Raw genomic sequence first — 18353 nt, 5'->3', positions numbered from 1 at the left:
CCGTGGCATGCGGGAGTTGAGCAACCTCAGAGGTCGCGCAGCGCGTCCCGCCGCCCTCCGCCCGACTCGGCGACGATCTCCTCCAGGGTCTGCGGCTCGCGCACGGTGGCGAAGGTGAGGTCCTGGCCCTTGCCCGCCGCGAAGCCGTAGATCCCGGGCCTGGCAAGGCTGTTGTACGAGTAGTGGTGCGCGAAGTAGTAGGCGCCCGTGTCGAGCACCGCCGCGTAGTCGCCCTGTTCGAGCAGCGGCAGCGGACGGTTCTCGGCGAGCAGGTCGCCCGCGAAGCAGGCCGGGCCCGCGATGTCCTGGCCCACGGGCGCACCGCTCTTGGGGCGCCCCTTCGCGTCGTACGCGGCGATCCGCAGCGGCCAGGACGCGGGCGCGTACACCGTGCGCGCCGCCACCTGGACGCCCGCGTGCGTCACCGCGACGGGGCGGTTGCCGGCCGACTTCGCGTACTCGACGCGGGCCAGGATCGTGCCGTGCTTGGCGAGCAGTGAGCGGCCGAACTCGGTGACCAGGCCGTAGCGCCCGTCGAGCAGCCCCGGCACGCGGGACTTCAGACGGCGCGCGTACTGCGCGTGGGTCGGACTCTCCTCGTCCGAGCCGAAGTTGACGGGCAGGCCGCCGCCGATGTCGACGGTGTCGATCTGCCGCCTGCCGGCCCGTTCGTTGATCTCCTCGGCCAGTTCGTACGTCGCCGAGACGCCCCGCACCATCATGTCGAGCGGCATGCCCTGCGACCCGGAGTGGGCGTGCAGCCGGGTCAGCCACGGGCGGTCGAGGTAGGCCTGGACGACCCACTCGCGGGCGCCGTCGTCGAGCAGCGCGACGCCGAACTTGGAGGTGGCCGTCGCGGTGGAGAGGGCGCCGATGGAGCCGCCGCCGATCTGCGGGTTCACGCGCAGGCCGATGGGGGAGGTGCTGGGCGCCGACCGCGTCATCGCGTCGATGCGGGAGAGCTCCTGCGGGTTGTCGGCGTTGACGGCGATGCCGAGTGCGAGCGCTTCGCGCAGCTCCGCGGGGGTCTTCGCGGGCGAGTCGAGGACGGTGTGCGTGGGCGGCACACCGGCGGCCCGTGCGAGGGCCAGCTCGCCGGGGCTCGCCACCTCGGCGCCGATGCCCGCGTCGCGGAGCAGGCGCAGGACCGGGACCAGGGGCGATGCCTTCACCGCGAAGGCGTGCAGGACGGGGGTGCCGGGCGGCGTCACCGCCTCGAACGCGGCGCGCAGGGTGGCGGCGGCGGCCCGGATGCCGGTGACGTCCAGGAGGCCGACGATGGGGGACGCGGGGTCGACGAGGCCCTGCTCGACGGCGGCTCGGACGGCCTGGTCGCGCCGCGCGGCCCGATGCGCGGACGCCTCCGCGGCTGCCTGCCGGCCCGCCTCGGACAGCTCTACGGTCTCCGCCGACGGCTCCACGGTCTCCGCGGACGGCTCTACGGCCCCCGCGGACAGCTCTACGGTCTCCGCGCCCTGATCGCTCATGTGTTCAAGCCAATCATCCGCGACGCGGCACCGCTGCCCCGTCCATGTATTGACTAGCTCTATTCAACGCCGCAGGATGTGAATAACAAGGTCACAGCAGCGCACCACGAGCAGACCGCAAGCAGAGCTTTTCGCGAGGAGGCAATCGCCATGTCAGGACCCCGCCCCGTACGGGCACCGCGCGGCAGTGAACTGAGCGCCCTGGGATGGCAGCAGGAAGCCGCCCTCCGCATGCTCCAGAACAACCTCGACCCCGAGGTCGCCGAGCACCCCGACAAGCTCGTCGTCTACGGCGGCACCGGCAAGGCGGCCCGCGACTGGCGCTCCTTCGACGCGATGGTGCGCACGCTGAAGACCCTCAAGCAGGACGAGACGATGCTCGTCCAGTCCGGCCGCCCGGTCGGCGTCATGCAGACCCACGAGTGGGCGCCGCGCGTCCTGATCGCCAACTCGAACCTCGTGGGCGACTGGGCGAACTGGGAGGAGTTCCGCCGCCTGGAGCAGCTCGGCCTCACCATGTACGGGCAGATGACCGCGGGCTCCTGGATCTACATCGGCACGCAGGGCATCCTTCAGGGCACGTACGAGACGTTCGCCGCGGTCGCCGCCAAGAAGTTCAACGGCACCCTCGCGGGCACGATCACCCTCACCGCCGGTCTCGGGGGCATGGGCGGCGCCCAGCCCCTCGCCGTCACCATGAACGACGGCGTCGCCATCTGCATCGACGTCGACCCGCGCGCCATCGAGCGCCGCATCGAGCACCGCTACCTCGACGTGAAGGCCGACTCCCTGGAGCACGCCCTCCAGCTGGCCGTCGAGGCACGCGATCAGCGCAAGCCCCTCTCCATCGGCCTGCTCGGCAACGCGGCGGACCTCCTGCCGCGCATGCTCGCCGAGGGCGCCCCGATCGACATCGTCACCGACCAGACCTCGGCCCACGACCCGCTCGCGTACCTCCCGACCGGCGTCGACTTCGACGACATGGCGTCGTACGCGGCCAAGGACCCGGCGGGCTTCACCACCCGCGCCCGTGAGTCGATGGCCCAGCACGTCGAGGCGATGGTCGGCTTCATGGACGCGGGCGCCGAGGTCTTCGACTACGGCAACTCGATCCGCGGCGAGGCTCAACTCGCGGGCTACGACCGCGCGTTCGCCTTCCCCGGCTTCGTCCCCGCCTACATCCGCCCCCTCTTCTGCGAGGGCAAGGGCCCGTTCCGCTGGGCCGCGCTCTCCGGCGAGGCGTCGGACATCCACAAGACCGACAAGGCGCTCCTCGACCTCTTCCCCGAGAACGAGTCCCTGCACCGCTGGATCAAGATGGCGGGGGAGCGCGTCCACTTCCAGGGCCTCCCGGCGCGCATCTGCTGGCTCGGCCAGGGCGAGCGCGACAAGGCCGGCGACATGTTCAACGACATGGTCGGCAACGGCACCCTCGCCGCCCCCCTCGCCATCGGCCGCGACCACCTGGACTGCGGTTCCGTCGCCTCCCCGTACCGCGAGACGGAGGCCATGCTCGACGGCTCCGACGCGATCGCCGACTGGCCGCTCCTGAACGCCATGGTGAACGTCGCTTCGGGCGCGTCCTGGGTCTCCATCCACCACGGCGGCGGCGTCGGCATGGGCCGCTCCCTCCACGCGGGCCAGGTCTCGGTCGCCGACGGCACGCAGCTGGCCGGCGAGAAGATCCGCCGCGTCCTGACCAACGACCCCGGCATGGGCGTCATCCGGCACGTGGACGCGGGGTACGACATCGCGGAGTCGGTGGCCGACGAGAAGGGCGTGCGGATTCCGATGCGCGAGGGTGACCAGGCGTGAGCGACACGTTCCACGCCATGTGGCGTTCGCTGCGGCCCATCGGCCGCAGCGACGCCTCCGGCGGCTACCGCCGCTTCGCCTGGACCGGCGTCGACGCCGAGTGCCGCCTCTGGTTCCAGGCGCAGGCGGAGGCGCGCGGCCTCGATTACGAGGTCGACCGCAACGGCAACCAGTGGGCCTGGCTGGGCGATCCGGCCCGCGGCGACGCGGTCGTCACCGGCTCGCACCTGGACTCCGTACCGGACGGCGGTGCCTTCGACGGCCCGCTCGGGGTGGTCTCCGCCTTCGCGGCGCTGGACGAACTCCGGTCCAGGAAGGTCGCGTTCACGCGCCCCCTCGCCATCACCAACTTCGGCGACGAAGAAGGCGCGCGGTTCGGCCTTGCCTGCGTGGGTTCACGCCTGACGGCGGGCAAGCTGACCGTCGAGGCGGCCCAGCGGCTGACGGACGCCGACGGAGTCACGCTGCCGCAGGCGATGGAGGCAGCCGGTTACGACCCCGAGTCGATCGGCCCCGACCCCGAACGCCTCGCCCGCGTCGGCGCGTTCGTCGAGCTCCACGTGGAGCAGGGCCGCGCCCTCGACCTCTCCGGCGACTCCGTGGGCATCGCGTCCGCGATCTGGCCGCACGGTCGCTGGCGCTTCGACTTCAGGGGCGAGGCCAACCACGCGGGCACCACACGTCTGGTGGACCGCAGGGACCCGATGCTGACGTACGCGCAGACGGTGCTCGCGGCCCGCAGGGAAGCCGAACTCGCGGGCGCGGTGGCCACGTTCGGCAAGATCGCGGTCGAGCCGAACGGCGTCAACGCGATCCCGTCCCTGGTGCGCGGCTGGCTCGACTCCCGGGCGGCCGACCAGTCCACCCTCGACACGGTCGTGACGGGCATCGAGAAGGCGGCCCGAGAGTACGCGGACCTGCACGGCATCGACCTCGACGTCGTACGCGAGTCCTTCACGCCGGTGGTCGAGTTCGAGCACGCCCTGCGGGACGAACTGGGCACGATCCTCGGCGGCGCCACGGGCAGGAGCATTCCCGTCCTGGGCACGGGCGCGGGACACGACGCGGGTATTTTGTCCGAGTCGATCCCCACCGCCATGCTGTTCGTACGCAACCCCACGGGCGTCTCGCACTCCCCGGCCGAGTTCGCCGCCGAGGAAGACTGCGTGGCCGGGGTGACCGCACTGGCCGACGTACTGGAAGGGCTGGCGTGCCGATGACGACTCGGACGTACTGGCTGGAGCATGCCTGGCTCGACCCGACGGTGGAGCCGGGCGTGGCCGTGGAGGTGACGGGCGAGCGCGTCACCGCCGTCCGCAGGGACGTCGAGGCGCCCCCGCCCGGCGCGACGGTCCTGCGCGGCCTGACACTCCCCGGCCTGGCGAACGCCCACAGTCACGCCTTCCACCGGGCCCTGCGCGGCACGGTCCAGGTCGGCTCCGGGACGTTCTGGACGTGGCGCGAGGTCATGTACTCGGTGGCGGACCGCCTGACGCCCGAGACGTACCACGCGCTGGCCCGCGCGGTGTACGCGGAGATGGCTCTCGCGGGCATCACCGCGGTGGGTGAGTTCCACTACCTGCACCACGCGCCGGGCGGTGTCGCCTACGCCGACCCCAACGCGATGGGCGAGGCGCTGATCGAGGCGGCGTCGGACGCGGGCATCCGCATCACGCTCCTGGACACGGCGTACGTGGCGTCGGGGCTGCTCTCGGAGACACGGGGCGAGCCCCCGAACCGCCACCAGCTGCGCTTCTCCGACGGTACGACGGAGGCGTGGGCGGAGCGGGCATCGGCCCTCAAGGACCGCGGCCACGCCCGGATCGGCGCGGCGATCCACTCCGTACGGGCGGTGCCTGCGCGGCAGTTGGGAGTCGTCGCGGAATGGGCCGCGGCCCGCCGGGCCCCTCTCCACGTGCACCTCTCCGAGCAGACGGCGGAGAACGAGGCGTGCCGGGCGGTGCACGGCCGCACTCCGACACAGCTCCTGGCGGACCACGGCGTCCTGGGCCCTCGCACGACGGGCGTGCACAACACGCACCTCACGGACGAGGACATCGCGCTCCTCGGCCGTTCGTCCTCCGGCACGTGCATGTGCCCCACGACGGAGAGAGACCTGGCGGACGGCATCGGCCCGGCGGTCCGCCTCCAGCAGGCGGGCAGCCCGCTCTCCCTGGGCAGCGACAGCCACGCGGTCATCGACCTCCTCGAAGAGGCGCGGGCCATGGAGCTGAACGAGCGCCTGCGCTCGCACACGCGGGGCCACTGGACGGCGGCGGCGCTGCTGCGGGCGGCGTCGGTGGACGGGCACGCGGCGCTGGGGTGGGGCGAGGCGGGAGTGATCGAGCCCGGGGCGCTGGCCGACTTCGCGACGATCGCCCTGGACTCGGTCCGCACGGCGGGCCCGCTGCCTCGCCTGGCGGCGGAGACGGCGGTGTTCGCGGCGACGGCCGCGGATGTGCGGCACACGGTGGTGGGGGGCCGCCATGTCGTACGGGACGGGGTCCATGCCCTGGTCGACGATGTGCCGGGGGCGTTGGGGAAGGCGGTGGCGGCGCTACGAGACTGAGCGCCGGGCCGCCGGGACGGAACCCCGACCATGCCCCCGGCAGCCTCGCCCACCCCGAACGAGCCTCTCCCACCCACCCACCCACCCACCCGATTGCCCCGCGGTGCTTTCAGCCCGTCCGGCGTTTGAGGACGAACTCGGCGGAGCCGGTGATAACGGCCACCAAGGCTCTCGCGCCGGAGCGAGTTTTCGGGAAGGGGCGGGATTGGGGAAAGAACCGCCGGAGGCAAGACGCCCGCCCCCCACCCCCCACCCACCCACCCGCAGAGGACCCCACCCCATGCCCACCACCCTCATCACCAACATCGCCAGCCTCGTAACGAACGACCCCTCCCAAGGGGACGGAAGCCCCCTGGGCCTCCTGACGGACGCGGCCGTCATCCTGGACGGCGAGACCATCGCCTGGGTGGGCCCGGCCGCCAAGGCCCCCGCGGCGGACGAAACCCACGACGCCCAGGGCCACGCGGCCATCCCCGGCTTCGTCGACTCCCACTCCCACCTCGTCTTCGCAGGAGACCGCACCCAGGAGTTCAACGCCCGCATGTCGGGCCGCGCCTACTCCGCCGGAGGCATCCGCACCACGGTGGCCGCCACCCGCGCCGCCACCGACGCCACGCTCGAAGCGAACCTCACCCACTACCTCCGCGAGGCCCTGCGCCAGGGCACCACCACCTTCGAGACGAAGTCGGGCTACGGCCTCAACACGGAGGACGAGGCCCGAGCCCTCCGCATCGCGGCCCGCCACACCGACGAAGTCACGTACCTGGGCGCCCACATCGTCTCCCCGGACTACGCCGACGACCCGGCGGCATACGTCGACCTGGTCACGGGCCCCATGCTGGAGGCCTGCGCCCCGCACGCCCGCTGGATCGACGTCTTCTGCGAGAAGGGCGCCTTCGACGGCGACCAGGCCCGCGCGATCCTCACGGCGGGCAAGGCCAAGGGCCTGCACCCCCGCATCCACGCGAACCAGCTCTCGTACGGCCCCGGAGTACAGCTCGCCGTAGAGCTGGACGCGGCGTCGGCGGACCACTGCACGCACCTCACGGACGAGGACGTCGACGCCCTCGCGAACAGCGACACGGTGGCGACCCTCCTCCCCGGCGCGGAGTTCTCCACCCGCGCCGAGTGGCCGAACGCCCGCCGCATCCTGGACGCGGGCGCGACGGTCGCCCTCTCCACGGACTGCAACCCGGGCAGCTCCTTCACGTCCTCCGTGCCCTTCTGCATCGCCCTGGCGGTACGGGACATGGGCATGACCCCCGACGAGGCCATCTGGTCCGCGACAGCGGGCGGCGCGGCAGCGCTGCGCCGCACGGACATCGGCACAATCCGCGAGGGAGCCCGCGCAGACCTGGCCTTCCTCGCCGCCCCGAGCCACGTCCACCTGGCCTACCGCCCGGGAGTCCCACTGGTCAGCGAGGTCTGGCAGCGAGGCGTACGGCTCTAGCCCCACTCAGCCGTCCAGTCCGGCCTCCGTAGATGCGGTCGGGAAGCCGCCGGGTGCGATCCTGGCCCCATGAAGACCATCGGGCTCATCGGCGGCATGAGTTGGGAATCGAGTGCCGAGTACTACCGGCTGCTGAACGAGCTCGTGCGGGAGCGGCTCGGGGGGCTGCACTCCGCGCGGTGCGTGTTGTACTCCGTCGACTTCGCCGAGATCGAGCGGCTCCAGGTCGCGGGGGAGTGGGAGCAGGCGGGGGACGTGCTGGCGAGGGCCGCCGAGGGGGTTGAGGCCGCCGGGGCCGATCTCGTGTTGCTCTGCACCAACACCATGCACAAGGTCGCCGAGCAGGTTCAGGAGGCTCTCTCCGTGCCTCTCCTGCACCTCGCGGACGCCACCGCCGACGCGGTGCTGCGGGGCGGTCTGCGGCGCGTGGGGCTGCTCGGGACCGCGTTCACCATGGAGCAGGACTTCTACCGGGAGCGGCTGGCCTCGCACGGGCTCGACGTGCTCGTGCCGGACGCGGAGGGGCGCGCGCTCGTGCACCGGGTGATCTACGAGGAGTTGTGCCTCGGGGTGGTGCGTGAGGAGTCTCGCGCTGGGTACCAGAGGGTCATCGGTGATCTCGTACGGGAAGGAGCCGACGGCGTGATCCTCGGCTGTACCGAGATCGAGTTGCTCATCGGGCAGGAGCACAGCCCGGTGCCCGTCTTCCCGACGACGCGGCTGCACGCGGAGGCGGCCGTCTCGGCGGCGCTCCAGGGGTTACAGGGGTTGCAGGGGTTGCAGGGGCTGCAAGCTCCGGAGTGAGGGACCCGGGGTGAGGGATCCAAGGGCGAGAGACAGAACACCGGACGGGCTCTGTGGCGAGCCCGTCCGGTGGTCGGGGACAGGAGGACAGCGAGGTCGACCGGCCGGGGTTACTCGTCGACGGTCAGTCCCTTGCGCAGCTTGACGAGCGTGCGCGACAGCAGTCGCGAGACGTGCATCTGCGAGATGCCCAGCTCATCGCCTATCTCCGACTGCGTCATGTTGGCGACGAAGCGGAGCGAGAGGATCTTCCGGTCGCGCGGCGGCAGTTCGGCGATCAGCGGCTTCAACGACTCGACGTACTCGATGCCTTCGAGTCCGTGGTCCTCGTAGCCGATGCGGTCCGCGAGCGCGCCCTCGGAGTCGTCCTCCTCGGGCTGGGCGTCCAGCGAGCTGGCCGTGTAGGCGTTGGACGCCGCCATGCCTTCGACGACCTCGTCGTTGGAGATGCCCAGGCGCTCGGCGAGCTCGCCCACCGTGGGGGCGCGATCGAACTGCTGGGCGAGTTCGTCGCCCGCCTTGGCGAGGTCCAGCCGGAGTTCCTGCAGGCGGCGCGGAACGCGCACCGACCAACTCGTGTCGCGGAAGAAGCGCTTGATCTCGCCGACGATGGTCGGCATCGCGAAGGTGGGGAACTCGACGCCTCGGCTCAGCTCGAAGCGGTCGATCGCCTTGATCAGGCCGATCGTGCCGACCTGGATGATGTCCTCCATGGGCTCGCTGCGGGAGCGGAACCGGGAGGCGGCGAACTTGACCAGGGCGAGGTTGAGTTCGACCAGGGTGTTGCGGACGTACGCGTACTCGTGGGTGCCTTCCTCGAGGGACTCGAGGCGTTCGAAGAGGGTCTTGGAAAGAGCCCTCGCGTCCAGCGGGCCCACCTCGTCGAACGGCGGGATCTCGGGCAGGTCGGAAAGCCCTTCGAGGGCGTCCGTCTCCGCCACGGTCTCCGCGGTCTCCAGGGTGTCCGCTACGGCCGTCAATGCCGGAATTCCTTCCGGCGACGCTTCCGTGCGAGGACCCGGGATCTCGGGCTCGGTACGGTGAGGTGAGAGTGTCGACGTCGCTCGGTCAGTGCGCGATTCGTCGAGCCGGGGTGACATGGTGTCCTCCATCGTTCTCGGCATATGGCTGCCGATGCCAATACGTGCACTGCGGTGTGCGGCGCCTCCAAAGCCGTCCGTGTTGATTACTGTCTCTTCTACCCCTACCCGTTTCCACAGCCCGGTCGCAAGTGCGTTGTGCTGTGAAATGTCCGTTTCCGGGCGGATGTTCGGGTACCCGAGGGCGTGTGAAAGGCGTAATGTTCAGGGGCGTCATCAACAGCCACGACGGTCGGAAGTGAGACACGGAATGGACCGCGGGACAGTCGGTAGCGCGCATCGGGGCCGACTTCTGGTCGAAGTCCGGGCCGAGGGCCCGAGCGTCGTCGTGACTCCGGTGGGTGAGTTGGATCACCACACCGCCGATTTGCTGCGTGAGCCGCTCGAGGCCTGCCTCGACGACGGCTTCTCGCGCCTGGTCGTCGACTGTTCGCGTCTGGAGTTCATGGACTCCACCGGACTCAATGTCCTACTGGGGGCGCGGCTCAAGGCCGAGGCCGCGGGAGGTGGGGTGCATCTTGCAGGGATGCTGCCGGTGGTGGCCCGGGTCTTCGAGATCACCGGGGCCGAAGCGGTCTTCACCGTGCACGAGACGCTCGCGGAGGCGCTGGCCGACTGACCGGAGGGCCCGCTGACGGAGCGTACCCAAGAGTTACGCGTCAGTTGTCTCTGTGTGATCATCGCGTTACCAGCGTCACACGGGTCGCGTCGAACAAGTGGGTGTTCTCACGGTGAGTGCGGGCAGGAGACATCCTGGATGCGTAGACAGCGCCCCGCGAACAAACGTTGCCAAATCAACAGCAGGAACGGCCGAGCAGCCGATGATCCCTCTTGGAGCCCCGCTACTTGTCCAGTTCCTTGTCCAGAGTCCTCTTGTCGGTGAGGTGAAGCGCTGATGAGCACCACCCGGCCTTGCTCGCCGGGCGACCGCGGCCCGGAGTACGAGGCCGTCGTCGCGGCCGCTCCCGCGGACCAGGCTGCCGCCTCAGCGGCGACCGGCCGTCAGGGGCAGGGGCGCCAGGTCCGCAGGCTGAGCCTGAACGGCGCCAGCGGCATCGTTCCCCTCGCCCGGGACTTCGCGCGCCAGGCGCTGCAGGCGTGGGGCTGGCTGCCCGCGGCGGGCGCGGACCAGCGCGCGGCGGCGGAGGACGTCCTCCTCGTCGTGTCCGAGCTGGTGACCAACGCGTGCCTGCACGCCGAGGGCCCCGACGAGCTCTGGATCTCCTCCGACAGCAAGGTGCTGCGGATAGAGGTGTCCGACCGCGGCCCCGGTCAGCCCGCGCCCCGTACCCCGCATCGCGCCGGCCGGCCCGGCGGGCACGGGATGTTCATAGTCCAGCGGCTCTGCCTGGACTGGGGTGTCGTCCGCACCCCGGGGGTGGCGGGCAAGACGGTGTGGGCCGAGCTGAGCGCGCCCGTGTAGGGCCCGCTCGGCCTCCGCTCAGTTCCCCCTTGGGTTACCCACGGTTCGTATACGCGCCGGATCACTGAAGATCCGGCGCGTTCTTTGTCTTCCCTCGGCAAGGCCCCGGGCGTACCTTGAGCGCCCAATCTGATGTGCCGTCAGTAAATCCGCACCGCGGCACGCCACGACCGGCATGAGGGGAACTCGAGGTGTCGTACCAAAAACGTAGGGCCGCGCTCGCGCTTGCCACGGCCTTGGCCGGCGGCTCGGCGGTGCTGATGGCCGCCCCCGCCGCGCAGGCCGAGGTCCAGGACGTCAACTACCAGTGCAAGACGCCCATCGGGAACAAAGGCGCGGTCTCGCCGATCGATATCAAGAGCGTGAAGAGCGGCAGCGGTTACAAGCTCACCATGTCCTTCCAGAAGGGCGTCTCCTCAAGCCCGGTGGAGCTGGGCAAGGGTGCGATGAAGCCGAGCGCGCTCATCAAGCTGGGCGGCGCGGAGAGCGGCACGGTGCCGGTGTCCGGAGCGCCCAACGACAAGGCGATCCCGGCCAACACCCCCATCAAGATCAGCGATCTGTCGGGGACGTACACGCCCAAGAAGAGCGGCAAGGTCACCTTCACCGCGGGTGTCCTGACCATCAAGGCGCTCGGTACGACGACGACGTGCACGCCGTCCAACAGCCCCAAGCCCTCGCTCTCGCTGGACGTGAAGGGCTCGGGCGGCGGTGGCGCCACGGACGGTGGTTCCGGCGCAGGCGGATCGAGTGACGACGGCGGCTCCGGCGGCTCGGCCAGCGCCCCCTCCGGCGAAGAGCTCCCGCAGACGGGCCCCGCGGACTCCGCCATCGCGCTCGGCACCCTCGGCGGCACGGTGCTGCTCGCGGGCGCGGCGGGCGCGCTCTGGCTGACCCGCAGGAACCAGGCGGCCCGGTCGCGCTAGGCGCGGTGCGCGGCGTCGCGGGACGCGGTGACCGCGCGCGCCCGTCCCGACCGCCGCGTACGACGCCCAGCGTACGAAGATCCAGGAGCCGCCGATGCCGTCGCTGCTGTCCGTTGCCCGTGCTCTCACCGTGGTTGTGGCCTTACTGGTGACGGGCGTGGCATCGGCGACTCCGGTGTTCGCCGACGACTCCGGAGCGTGGACGCTCGCGCCCTCCGCGGGAGGAGGGACGCGGCCGGCGAAGGACGGGCGGCCCTACTTCTACGTGGAGGGCACGCCCGGCTCCGTCCTCCAGGACACGGTGACGGTCACCAACCCGGGGTCGAAGCCGCGCACGGTGGAGCTGAGCGGCGCCGACGCGGACAACACCAAGGGCGGCGCGTTCTCGCTGGAGCGGGGCAGGCCGAAGGACACCGGCTCCTGGATCACGTTCGCGCGCGGCAAGGTGAAGGTGCCGCCGCGCACCCGCGCCGAGGTGCCGTTCAGCGTGAGCATCCCCCAGAGCGCGGTGCCCGGCGACCACCCCGGGGCGGTCGTCGCGCGGGAGGGCGGCCGTGACGCGGGCGTCCGCGTGCACCTGCGGGTGAGCGGCCCGACGCTGTCCGCGCTCACGGTCGAGCGCGTGCAGGCAGAGGGCGGACGCATCTCGTACGACGTCGTCAACCGCGGCAACACCGTCCTGACCCCCAAGCTCAAGGTCCACGCGGAGGGCCTCTTCGGCCCGCTGCTCGACCGGGGACCCCGCACGCTCCCGGTGGAGCTCCTGCCGGGCCGCAGGGTGACCCTGACGGAACCGTGGACGGACGCCCCCGCGCTCGACTCCGTCGACATCACGCTCACGGTGACGGCGGCGGGCGGAGCCCACGGCAAGGCGACGGCATCGGCCCGCTTCGTGCCGTGGGGAGCGGTGGCCGGGGCGGGCGCGGGGGTGCTCGGTCTCGTGGCGGCGGGCGTCTGGTTCGTACGCGGACGCAAGCGCGCGGACGGCGGACCGGTACCGGACGAGGAACCCGAACAGGGCATTAAGGAACCGGAGTTGGCGGGAGTGGGGACGGCAAAGGGAGAGCAGCTGTGAACGGCAACCCGTTGTGGGTACATCTGCGGTACATCGCCGCGACCGCCGTGCTGGCGGCACTGGCCTTCGCGCTGCTCCCGGCGGCGGGGGCCACGGCCGCCGAGAAGCCGACGGTGACCCTCTCCAAGGCGCAGGCGGGCAAGGGCGGTGACATCACCGTCAAGGGCGCGGGGTGGCGGAAGAACGCCCTGTTGATGATGCTGGTCTGCGGTCAGGCCACCCCGGGCAAGGGCGTGCCCGGCGGCACGAACTCCTGCGCCAACGACACCGGCCGCGCCGTCACCACGGACGGCAAGGGCGCCTTCAGCAAGAAGCTCCCGGTGGCCGAGCCCCCCAAGCCCTGCCCCTGCGTGGTCCACGTGGCCACCGTCACGGGGGAGAAGGCGCAGGCGGACGCCGCCTTCAAGGTCGCGGGTCATCCCGTGAAGCCCCTGACCGAGCAGCAGGGCGGCGGGAAGCTCTCCGTCCTCACCGACACCCGGCTCGAAGGCTCCAGCGGCGTACTGACCTGGTTCGGCTCCCCGCCGTCCCGCAAGTTCGTCTTCACCGTGGGCAACGTCGGCTCGGCCCCGGTCAAGGACCCCGTCTTCCAAGTCGGCACCTCCCACGGCGTGTTCGCCCCGCAGTGGGAGGAACAGCAGTGGCGCGGCACCATCGCCCCCGGCAAGAAGGCCCAGATCAAGCTTCCGGTCGAACTCTCCGCCGGGGCGCACGGCGACTACCTCGTCTCCCTGAAGTTCGGCGGCAAGGTGCTCGCCGAGCAGCCCTGGGGCGTCGGCCGCCCGTGGGGTGTCACCGTCTTCTGGATCCTGCTCTGCGTCGTCGTGCCCGCGGCCGTGTTCCGCATCGGCATGGCGGTGGTGGACAGGCTCCGTCCGAACCGCCGCCGGGGCGGTGGCCGCGGCTCCCGTCCCGCGGGGCGCCACCGTACCGGCAGGATCGCCGAACTCACCGACCGGCTACCGAAGTTGCGGCTGCCCCAGGGTGCGGTCGCGGCGGACGAGGCGGCCCGTACGCCACGGACGAAGCCGCCCCGGGACTCCGGCACATCCGGTGCGTCCGGCAAGGGCGCGGCCGCGAACACGGGCACGCTCCCGTGGTTCACCCCTGACACAGACCCCGGCGCCGGGACCGCACCCGCCGCCGGACAGCTCTCCGCACCGTCAGAGAACAGCCCGACGACGAAAGGAAACACGTGATCAGCACACGACGGAGAGCGGGCGCGGCCTCGGTCTCGCTGCTGCTCGGCGGGGCGGGCATCCTGCTGGGCGCCGGTCCCGCGCAAGCGGCCGAGGTGGCGTACAAGACGGAGTGCATACCGCCGCCGATCTCGGGGCTGCCACCCGTGCAGGGCACCACGAAGGTGGAGATCACCGCGCCGGCCACCGCGAAGGTGGGCGACGAGGTCGAGGTCGTATGGAAGACCACGGAGGCCGCGTCCAAGAACCCGGACATCCTCGACCTGGACAAGGACACGGTGAAGCCGACCGGCACCATCAAGCTGGGCGGCGGCCAGAGCGGTGACCTGGCGGTGGCGGGCGAGCGCGTGAACCCGCCGATCAAGAAGAACAGCCCGATGATCCTGTCCGACATGAAGGCCAAGCTGAAGCTGACCAAGGCGGGCGACGTCACGCTCACCCCGGGCGCGTACAACATCAACGTCAGCAAGCCGATGTCGACCGACACCAAGTGCACGCCGAAGGAAGAGGTCAAGGCGGGCGCCACCATCAAGGTGACGGAGGGCGGCGGCAGTTCGGGCGGTACGGCATCGGGCGGCAGCACGTCCGGTGGCAGTACGTCGGGCGGTTCCACGTCCGGTGGTTCCACGACCGGAGGCTCCGCGTCCGGCGGCGACACGGCCGGTGACACCGGCGGCGGTTCCACCGGTGGCGGTGGCGACGACGGGGGCAAGACCGACTTCCCCGGCAAGGAAGTCCAGACCCCCTACAAGTGCAAGACGCCCATCGGCGACAAGGACGCCACGTCCCCAGTGCAGATCAACGCCAAGAAGGACGGCGGGAATTACGGCCTCACCGTCGAGTTCAAGAAGTCCGTCATGGACAGCCCCGCCGACATCCCCGCGGACTCGGTGAAGCCGTCGATGGAGGTCAAGCTGGGCGGCGCGGACAAGGGCACGGTGCACGTCGAAGGCCCCACCAACAAGGAGCCCATCAAGTCCGGCGACCCGATGACCATCCCTGACCTGACCGGCACGTACAAGCCGGGCGCCGACGGCAAGTCGACGCTCTCGCCGGGTGTCCTCACGGTCAAGGCGCTGGGTACGACGACGACGTGCACGCCGTCCAAGGCGGAGGTCTCCCTGGAGATCGACACGGCGGCGCAGCCGGGCGGCGCGGCCGGCGGTTCGGGATCCGCGGGCGGCTCCGGTTCCGCGGGCGGATCCACCACCGGCGGTGGCGCGGCGGGCGGCGGCCTCGCCGAGACCGGCGCGGAGAACGACGGCACCCTGCGCGCGCTCGGCCTCGTCGCGGGCACGGTGATCCTTTTGGGCGGCGCGGTGTTCACGTTCCTCCCGAGGCGAAGGAGCGGCCTGCGCTGAGGCCCCGCCAGGGGCGCGGGGAACTGCGCGAGCAACCCAAGACGACCCGCACACGCCGGACGGGCGCCGCAGGCAGACGCGTCTGCGAGGCACGCACCATCGGCCGGTGCGGGTCGTCTCTGGTTGCTCGCGCAGTTCCCCGCGCCCCTAAAGGGGCGGGTTCCCCTGGACGCTGCTCAGACGTGCTGCCGCAGCCACCGCAGCACGGTCTGGGCGAAGCCCGGGTCCCGCAACAGCTCACCCCCGTGCGCCGTACCCGGCTCGATGCGGACCGTGACGTCCTGCAGGCCCGCCATCGTCTGGGTGTGGGCGAGGTCCGTGGAGTGGGCGACCGGGACGAAGTCCGCCGCCGAGTGCGTGAGGTAGAGGGGCGCGTCGTCCTTGCCGGAGGCGTGCGACTTGGCCACCAGGTCGACCCACTTCTTCCAGCACCGCCCGGCGGCCCGGTCCGGCACGCACCCCGCGAGCAGCTCCGCCGTACCCCGCAGCTTGCGCTGGGCCGGAGCGGCGGCGGTCGTCCCGCCGTCCTTCCAGGCGCGGTAGGGCGAGGCCACGGGGGAGAGCGCCACCACGCCCCGCACCAGCTTGCGACCGGCGCCGTAGGCCCCCGCGCTGACGGCGAGATGCCCGCCCGCGGAGGACCCGAGCACCACGGGTGTGCCGCCGCCGCGCCGCTTGATCCACCGCAGGGCCGCGAGGACGTCGTCGCGCTGCGCGGGCCAGGCGGCGTCCGAGGCGAGCCGGTAGTCGGTGTCGTACACGGTGAACCCGCGGTCCGCGAACCACCGGGCCCGCGCGCTCCAGTCGGTGTCCCGCACCCAGGAGCCGCCGTGCAGGATCATCAGGGCGGGGTGTCCGGACCGGTCGCCGTACACGGTGATGTTCTGCCGCGCGTGCTCCCCGTACGAGAAGGTGTGGCCCGGCAGTGGTCTGGGTGCGGCCTCGACGGCGGCACTGGACGACAGCAACGCCGCACACAGGGCGAAGGTCGGCAACGTACGTCGCATGGCCAGATGCTGCACCGCGCGGCCCCGCCACCGGCACAGAAACGTTCCGCGTCACCGCCACGGGTTAGCGAACGATCCCTTGTTCGTGCGAGTGGACGAACGAAAGGGCCGCCGCACCCGCAGAGGTGCGACGGCCCTTTCAGGCGTCTGCCGGCCCCATGGGGGGCGTGGCGGACGTCAGTTCACGGAACCCATCAGTTCCTTGACCTTCTTGCGGTTCAGCCAGATGCCGAAGCCCGCGATGACCGCGATGACCGCCTCGACCGCGACCGCACCCGAGTTGTTCAGATCGATCCCGAGCTGCGGCGATGTCAGCAGACCGGTGACGGAGTCGCCCGCGGTGACCGCGAGGAACCAGACACCCATCATCTGGGCGGTGTACTTCGCCGGGGCCATCTTCGTGGTGACCGACAGGCCGACCGGGGAGAGGCAGAGCTCGCCGACGGTCTGGATGAAGTAGATCGACACCAGCCACATCGGGCTGACCTTGCCGCCGTTGCTCGCGGTGTCGATCAGCGGGATGAGGAAGACGAGGAACGAGATACCGATCAGCGTGAGGCTGGAGGCGAACTTGACCGCGGTGCTCGGCTCCTTGCCCCGCTTGTTCAGCCACAGCCACGCGGAGGCGACCAGGGGGGCGAGCGCCATGATGAAGATCGGGTTCAGCGACTGGTACCAGGAGGTCGGGAAGTCGAACCCGAGCAGGTTGTTCGTCGTCGAGTGCTCGCCGAAGATCGACAGGGTCGAGCCGTTCTGGTCGTAGATCATCCAGAAGACGGCGGCGACGATGAAGAACCAGACGTAGCCCGACAGCTTGGACTGCTCCAGGTTCGTCAGCTCCTTGTCGCGCTTCATGCGGACCAGGACGGTGACCGGGATGACGAGACCGGCGATGGTGAGGGGCATCAGGGCCCAGTCGGCGAAGTTGCCGGTCACACCGAGGAACGAGTAGAGCGCGACCGCGACGATCAGCCAGATCAGGCCGTTGCGCAGAGCGGAAGCGCGCTGCTGCGGCGTCGCGGGCTGCGAGACGACGCTGCTCTCCGCGCTGAGGTGGCGCGAGCCGAGCATGAACTGGCCGAGGCCCAGGGCCATGCCGATCGCGGCGAGCGCGAAGCCGAAGTGCCAGTTGACGTTCTCGCCCACGGTGCCGATGGTCAGCGGGGCGAGGAAGGCGCCCACGTTGATGCCGATGTAGAACAGCGTGAAGCCACCGTCACGGCGCGGGTCCTCCGGGCCGTCGTAGAGGTGGCCGACCATCGCCGAGATGTTGGCCTTCAGGAGGCCGGAACCGAGCGCGACGAGGCCGAGGCCCGCGAAGAACGTCGCGGAGCTGGGCAGGGCGAGCGTGATGTGGCCGAGGATGACGACGACGGCGCCGATGGCGACCGTCTTGCGCGGACCCCAGAAGCGGTCCGCCATCCAGCCGCCGGGCATGGCGAGGAGATAGACCATCGACATGTAGACGGAGTAGATCGCCGTCGCCGTCGTGGCCGACATGTTCATGCCGCCGGGGGCGATCAGGTACAGCGGGAGCAGTGCTTTCATGCCGTAGAAGCTGTAGCGCTCCCACATCTCGGTCATGAAGAGTGTGGCCAGTCCGCGGGGGTGGCCGAAGAAGGTCTTCTCAGTGCCAGGGGTACCGGCTGAGTCCTTCGTCAGGCTGGACGCCATGGGTCGATCCTCGTGTTCGGGACGCGCGGCAAGAGCGTGTGCGCGCCCGGTGGGGGGCGGTCGGCACCGGGGTCCTACCGTCCACACCCCCACGCCCGGGGGGAGTTCGCGCTCCGTCGAGGATGGCGCTGGTACGGCGACTCCGAGATCCACGCCCTGGCGCGTCATCACGCTCAGGGCCCGACCACAGGTCATTCCTTTCAAGGCTGGCAGAAGCCGGCCCGCACATAAAAGAGACCTAAGGGCCGCACAGCGGGCCAAAGGTCCTTGCATAGTGCATCAGGCGTTGGGTCACCATACGCCACGACAGTGCGGCATATGGAAGGACTTGAGAGATGGATCACAGGTTACTACGGAACCATCGGCCCACATTTAAAGGTGATCCTCAGGATGGCACCCCACAGCCGCAGGGGTCGACCGCCGACGGGCGATCACCCCACGACGGTCTTCCGGCGCGGACTAC

At 70.8% G+C, this 18353-nt stretch carries 15 protein-coding genes; 11 read left to right on the top strand and 4 right to left on the bottom strand.

All coding sequences use genetic code 11. The annotated features are described in order from the left end of the window. Positions 1-26: 26 nt before the first annotated feature. The gene (locus ACIBCK_RS13910; protein WP_399389890.1) at positions 27-1487 is read right to left on the bottom strand and encodes a diaminopimelate decarboxylase; all 1461 of its coding nucleotides are present in this window, start codon (positions 1485-1487) and stop codon (positions 27-29) included. Positions 1488-1637: 150 nt separating this feature from the next. Here ACIBCK_RS13910 and hutU point away from each other — a divergent pair, with 150 nt between their 5' ends. The 5 genes from hutU to ACIBCK_RS13885 all read left to right on the top strand — a co-directional run bounded on the left by hutU (position 1638) and on the right by ACIBCK_RS13885 (position 8125). Further along, positions 1638-3302, top strand: a complete 1665-nt coding sequence (gene hutU / locus ACIBCK_RS13905; protein WP_399389887.1) for a urocanate hydratase — start codon at positions 1638-1640, stop codon at positions 3300-3302. A gap of 17 nt (positions 3303-3319) precedes the next feature. Further along, positions 3320-4522, top strand: a complete 1203-nt coding sequence (locus ACIBCK_RS13900) for an allantoate amidohydrolase (protein WP_399390665.1) — start codon at positions 3320-3322, stop codon at positions 4520-4522. Continuing rightward, positions 4519-5871: a formimidoylglutamate deiminase gene (locus ACIBCK_RS13895; RefSeq protein WP_399389886.1), complete on the top strand. Its 1353-nt coding sequence runs from the start codon at positions 4519-4521 to the stop codon at positions 5869-5871. Before ACIBCK_RS13900 ends, ACIBCK_RS13895 begins: the two co-directional genes overlap by 4 nt. 280 nt (positions 5872-6151) lie before the next feature. Next, positions 6152-7321 (top strand): imidazolonepropionase, encoded by a 1170-nt coding sequence (hutI, locus tag ACIBCK_RS13890; RefSeq protein ID WP_399389883.1) that lies wholly within the window; start codon positions 6152-6154, stop codon positions 7319-7321. 69 nt (positions 7322-7390) lie between these two features. Continuing rightward, on the top strand, positions 7391-8125 hold the full coding sequence (locus ACIBCK_RS13885) for an aspartate/glutamate racemase family protein (RefSeq protein ID WP_399389880.1): 735 nt from the start codon (positions 7391-7393) through the stop codon (positions 8123-8125). Positions 8126-8235: 110 nt separating this feature from the next. Here the strand turns inward: ACIBCK_RS13885 and ACIBCK_RS13880 are convergent, their stop codons facing one another. Beyond that, on the bottom strand, positions 8236-9237 hold the full coding sequence (locus ACIBCK_RS13880) for an RNA polymerase sigma factor SigF (RefSeq protein ID WP_399389877.1): 1002 nt from the start codon (positions 9235-9237) through the stop codon (positions 8236-8238). A gap of 238 nt (positions 9238-9475) precedes the next feature. On the opposite strand from ACIBCK_RS13880, the gene ACIBCK_RS13875 reads away from it, so the two are divergent. The 6 genes from ACIBCK_RS13875 (at position 9476) to ACIBCK_RS13850 (ending at position 15209) form a co-directional block, all read left to right on the top strand. Beyond that, the gene (locus ACIBCK_RS13875) at positions 9476-9844 is read left to right on the top strand and encodes an STAS domain-containing protein (protein ID WP_367042622.1); all 369 of its coding nucleotides are present in this window, start codon (positions 9476-9478) and stop codon (positions 9842-9844) included. Positions 9845-10120: 276 nt separating this feature from the next. Next, complete coding sequence (locus tag ACIBCK_RS13870; protein ID WP_399389874.1) at positions 10121-10648, top strand: ATP-binding protein; 528 nt, start codon at positions 10121-10123, stop codon at positions 10646-10648. Between the two features lie 191 nt (positions 10649-10839). Then, complete coding sequence (locus ACIBCK_RS13865; protein WP_399389871.1) at positions 10840-11574, top strand: LPXTG cell wall anchor domain-containing protein; 735 nt, start codon at positions 10840-10842, stop codon at positions 11572-11574. 94 nt (positions 11575-11668) lie between these two features. Further along, the gene (locus tag ACIBCK_RS13860) at positions 11669-12649 is read left to right on the top strand and encodes a hypothetical protein (protein ID WP_399389868.1); all 981 of its coding nucleotides are present in this window, start codon (positions 11669-11671) and stop codon (positions 12647-12649) included. After that, a complete protein-coding gene (locus ACIBCK_RS13855; RefSeq protein WP_399389865.1) occupies positions 12646-13848 on the top strand; it encodes a hypothetical protein in 1203 nt (400 codons plus the stop codon). The genes ACIBCK_RS13860 and ACIBCK_RS13855 overlap by 4 nt, the downstream gene beginning before the upstream one ends. Continuing rightward, the gene (locus ACIBCK_RS13850) at positions 13848-15209 is read left to right on the top strand and encodes a hypothetical protein (protein WP_399390663.1); all 1362 of its coding nucleotides are present in this window, start codon (positions 13848-13850) and stop codon (positions 15207-15209) included. Before ACIBCK_RS13855 ends, ACIBCK_RS13850 begins: the two co-directional genes overlap by 1 nt. A gap of 176 nt (positions 15210-15385) precedes the next feature. On the opposite strand, the gene ACIBCK_RS13845 is transcribed toward ACIBCK_RS13850, so the two are convergent. Both ACIBCK_RS13845 and ACIBCK_RS13840 read right to left on the bottom strand, forming a co-directional pair. Continuing rightward, on the bottom strand, positions 15386-16216 hold the full coding sequence (locus ACIBCK_RS13845) for an alpha/beta hydrolase (RefSeq protein ID WP_399389863.1): 831 nt from the start codon (positions 16214-16216) through the stop codon (positions 15386-15388). Positions 16217-16393: 177 nt separating this feature from the next. After that, positions 16394-17890, bottom strand: coding sequence for a peptide MFS transporter (locus ACIBCK_RS13840; RefSeq protein WP_399389860.1), 1497 nt, complete (start codon positions 17888-17890; stop codon positions 16394-16396). Positions 17891-18353: the final 463 nt, after the last annotated feature.

Source organism: Streptomyces sp. NPDC051218, assembly GCF_044455475.1.
Classification (GTDB): Bacteria; Actinomycetota; Actinomycetes; order Streptomycetales; family Streptomycetaceae; genus Streptomyces.
This window is presented reverse-complemented; position numbering and strand designations above follow the sequence as displayed.

Excerpts from the sequence above, each read along its gene's own strand:
- ACIBCK_RS13845 (WP_399389863.1), bottom strand. The coding sequence starts at position 16,216 with ATGCGACGTACGTTGCCGACCTTCGCCCTGTGTGCGGCGTTGCTGTCG.
- ACIBCK_RS13895 (WP_399389886.1), top strand. The coding sequence starts at position 4,519 with ATGACGACTCGGACGTACTGGCTGGAGCATGCCTGGCTCGACCCGACG.
- ACIBCK_RS13860 (WP_399389868.1), top strand. The coding sequence starts at position 11,669 with ATGCCGTCGCTGCTGTCCGTTGCCCGTGCTCTCACCGTGGTTGTGGCC.
- hutI (WP_399389883.1), top strand. The coding sequence starts at position 6,152 with ATGCCCACCACCCTCATCACCAACATCGCCAGCCTCGTAACGAACGAC.
- ACIBCK_RS13870 (WP_399389874.1), top strand. The coding sequence starts at position 10,121 with ATGAGCACCACCCGGCCTTGCTCGCCGGGCGACCGCGGCCCGGAGTAC.
- ACIBCK_RS13875 (WP_367042622.1), top strand. The coding sequence starts at position 9,476 with ATGGACCGCGGGACAGTCGGTAGCGCGCATCGGGGCCGACTTCTGGTC.
- ACIBCK_RS13840 (WP_399389860.1), bottom strand. The coding sequence starts at position 17,890 with ATGGCGTCCAGCCTGACGAAGGACTCAGCCGGTACCCCTGGCACTGAG.
- ACIBCK_RS13900 (WP_399390665.1), top strand. The coding sequence starts at position 3,320 with ATGTGGCGTTCGCTGCGGCCCATCGGCCGCAGCGACGCCTCCGGCGGC.
- ACIBCK_RS13910 (WP_399389890.1), bottom strand. The coding sequence starts at position 1,487 with ATGAGCGATCAGGGCGCGGAGACCGTAGAGCTGTCCGCGGGGGCCGTA.
- ACIBCK_RS13880 (WP_399389877.1), bottom strand. The coding sequence starts at position 9,237 with ATGGAGGACACCATGTCACCCCGGCTCGACGAATCGCGCACTGACCGA.
- ACIBCK_RS13885 (WP_399389880.1), top strand. The coding sequence starts at position 7,391 with ATGAAGACCATCGGGCTCATCGGCGGCATGAGTTGGGAATCGAGTGCC.
- hutU (WP_399389887.1), top strand. The coding sequence starts at position 1,638 with ATGTCAGGACCCCGCCCCGTACGGGCACCGCGCGGCAGTGAACTGAGC.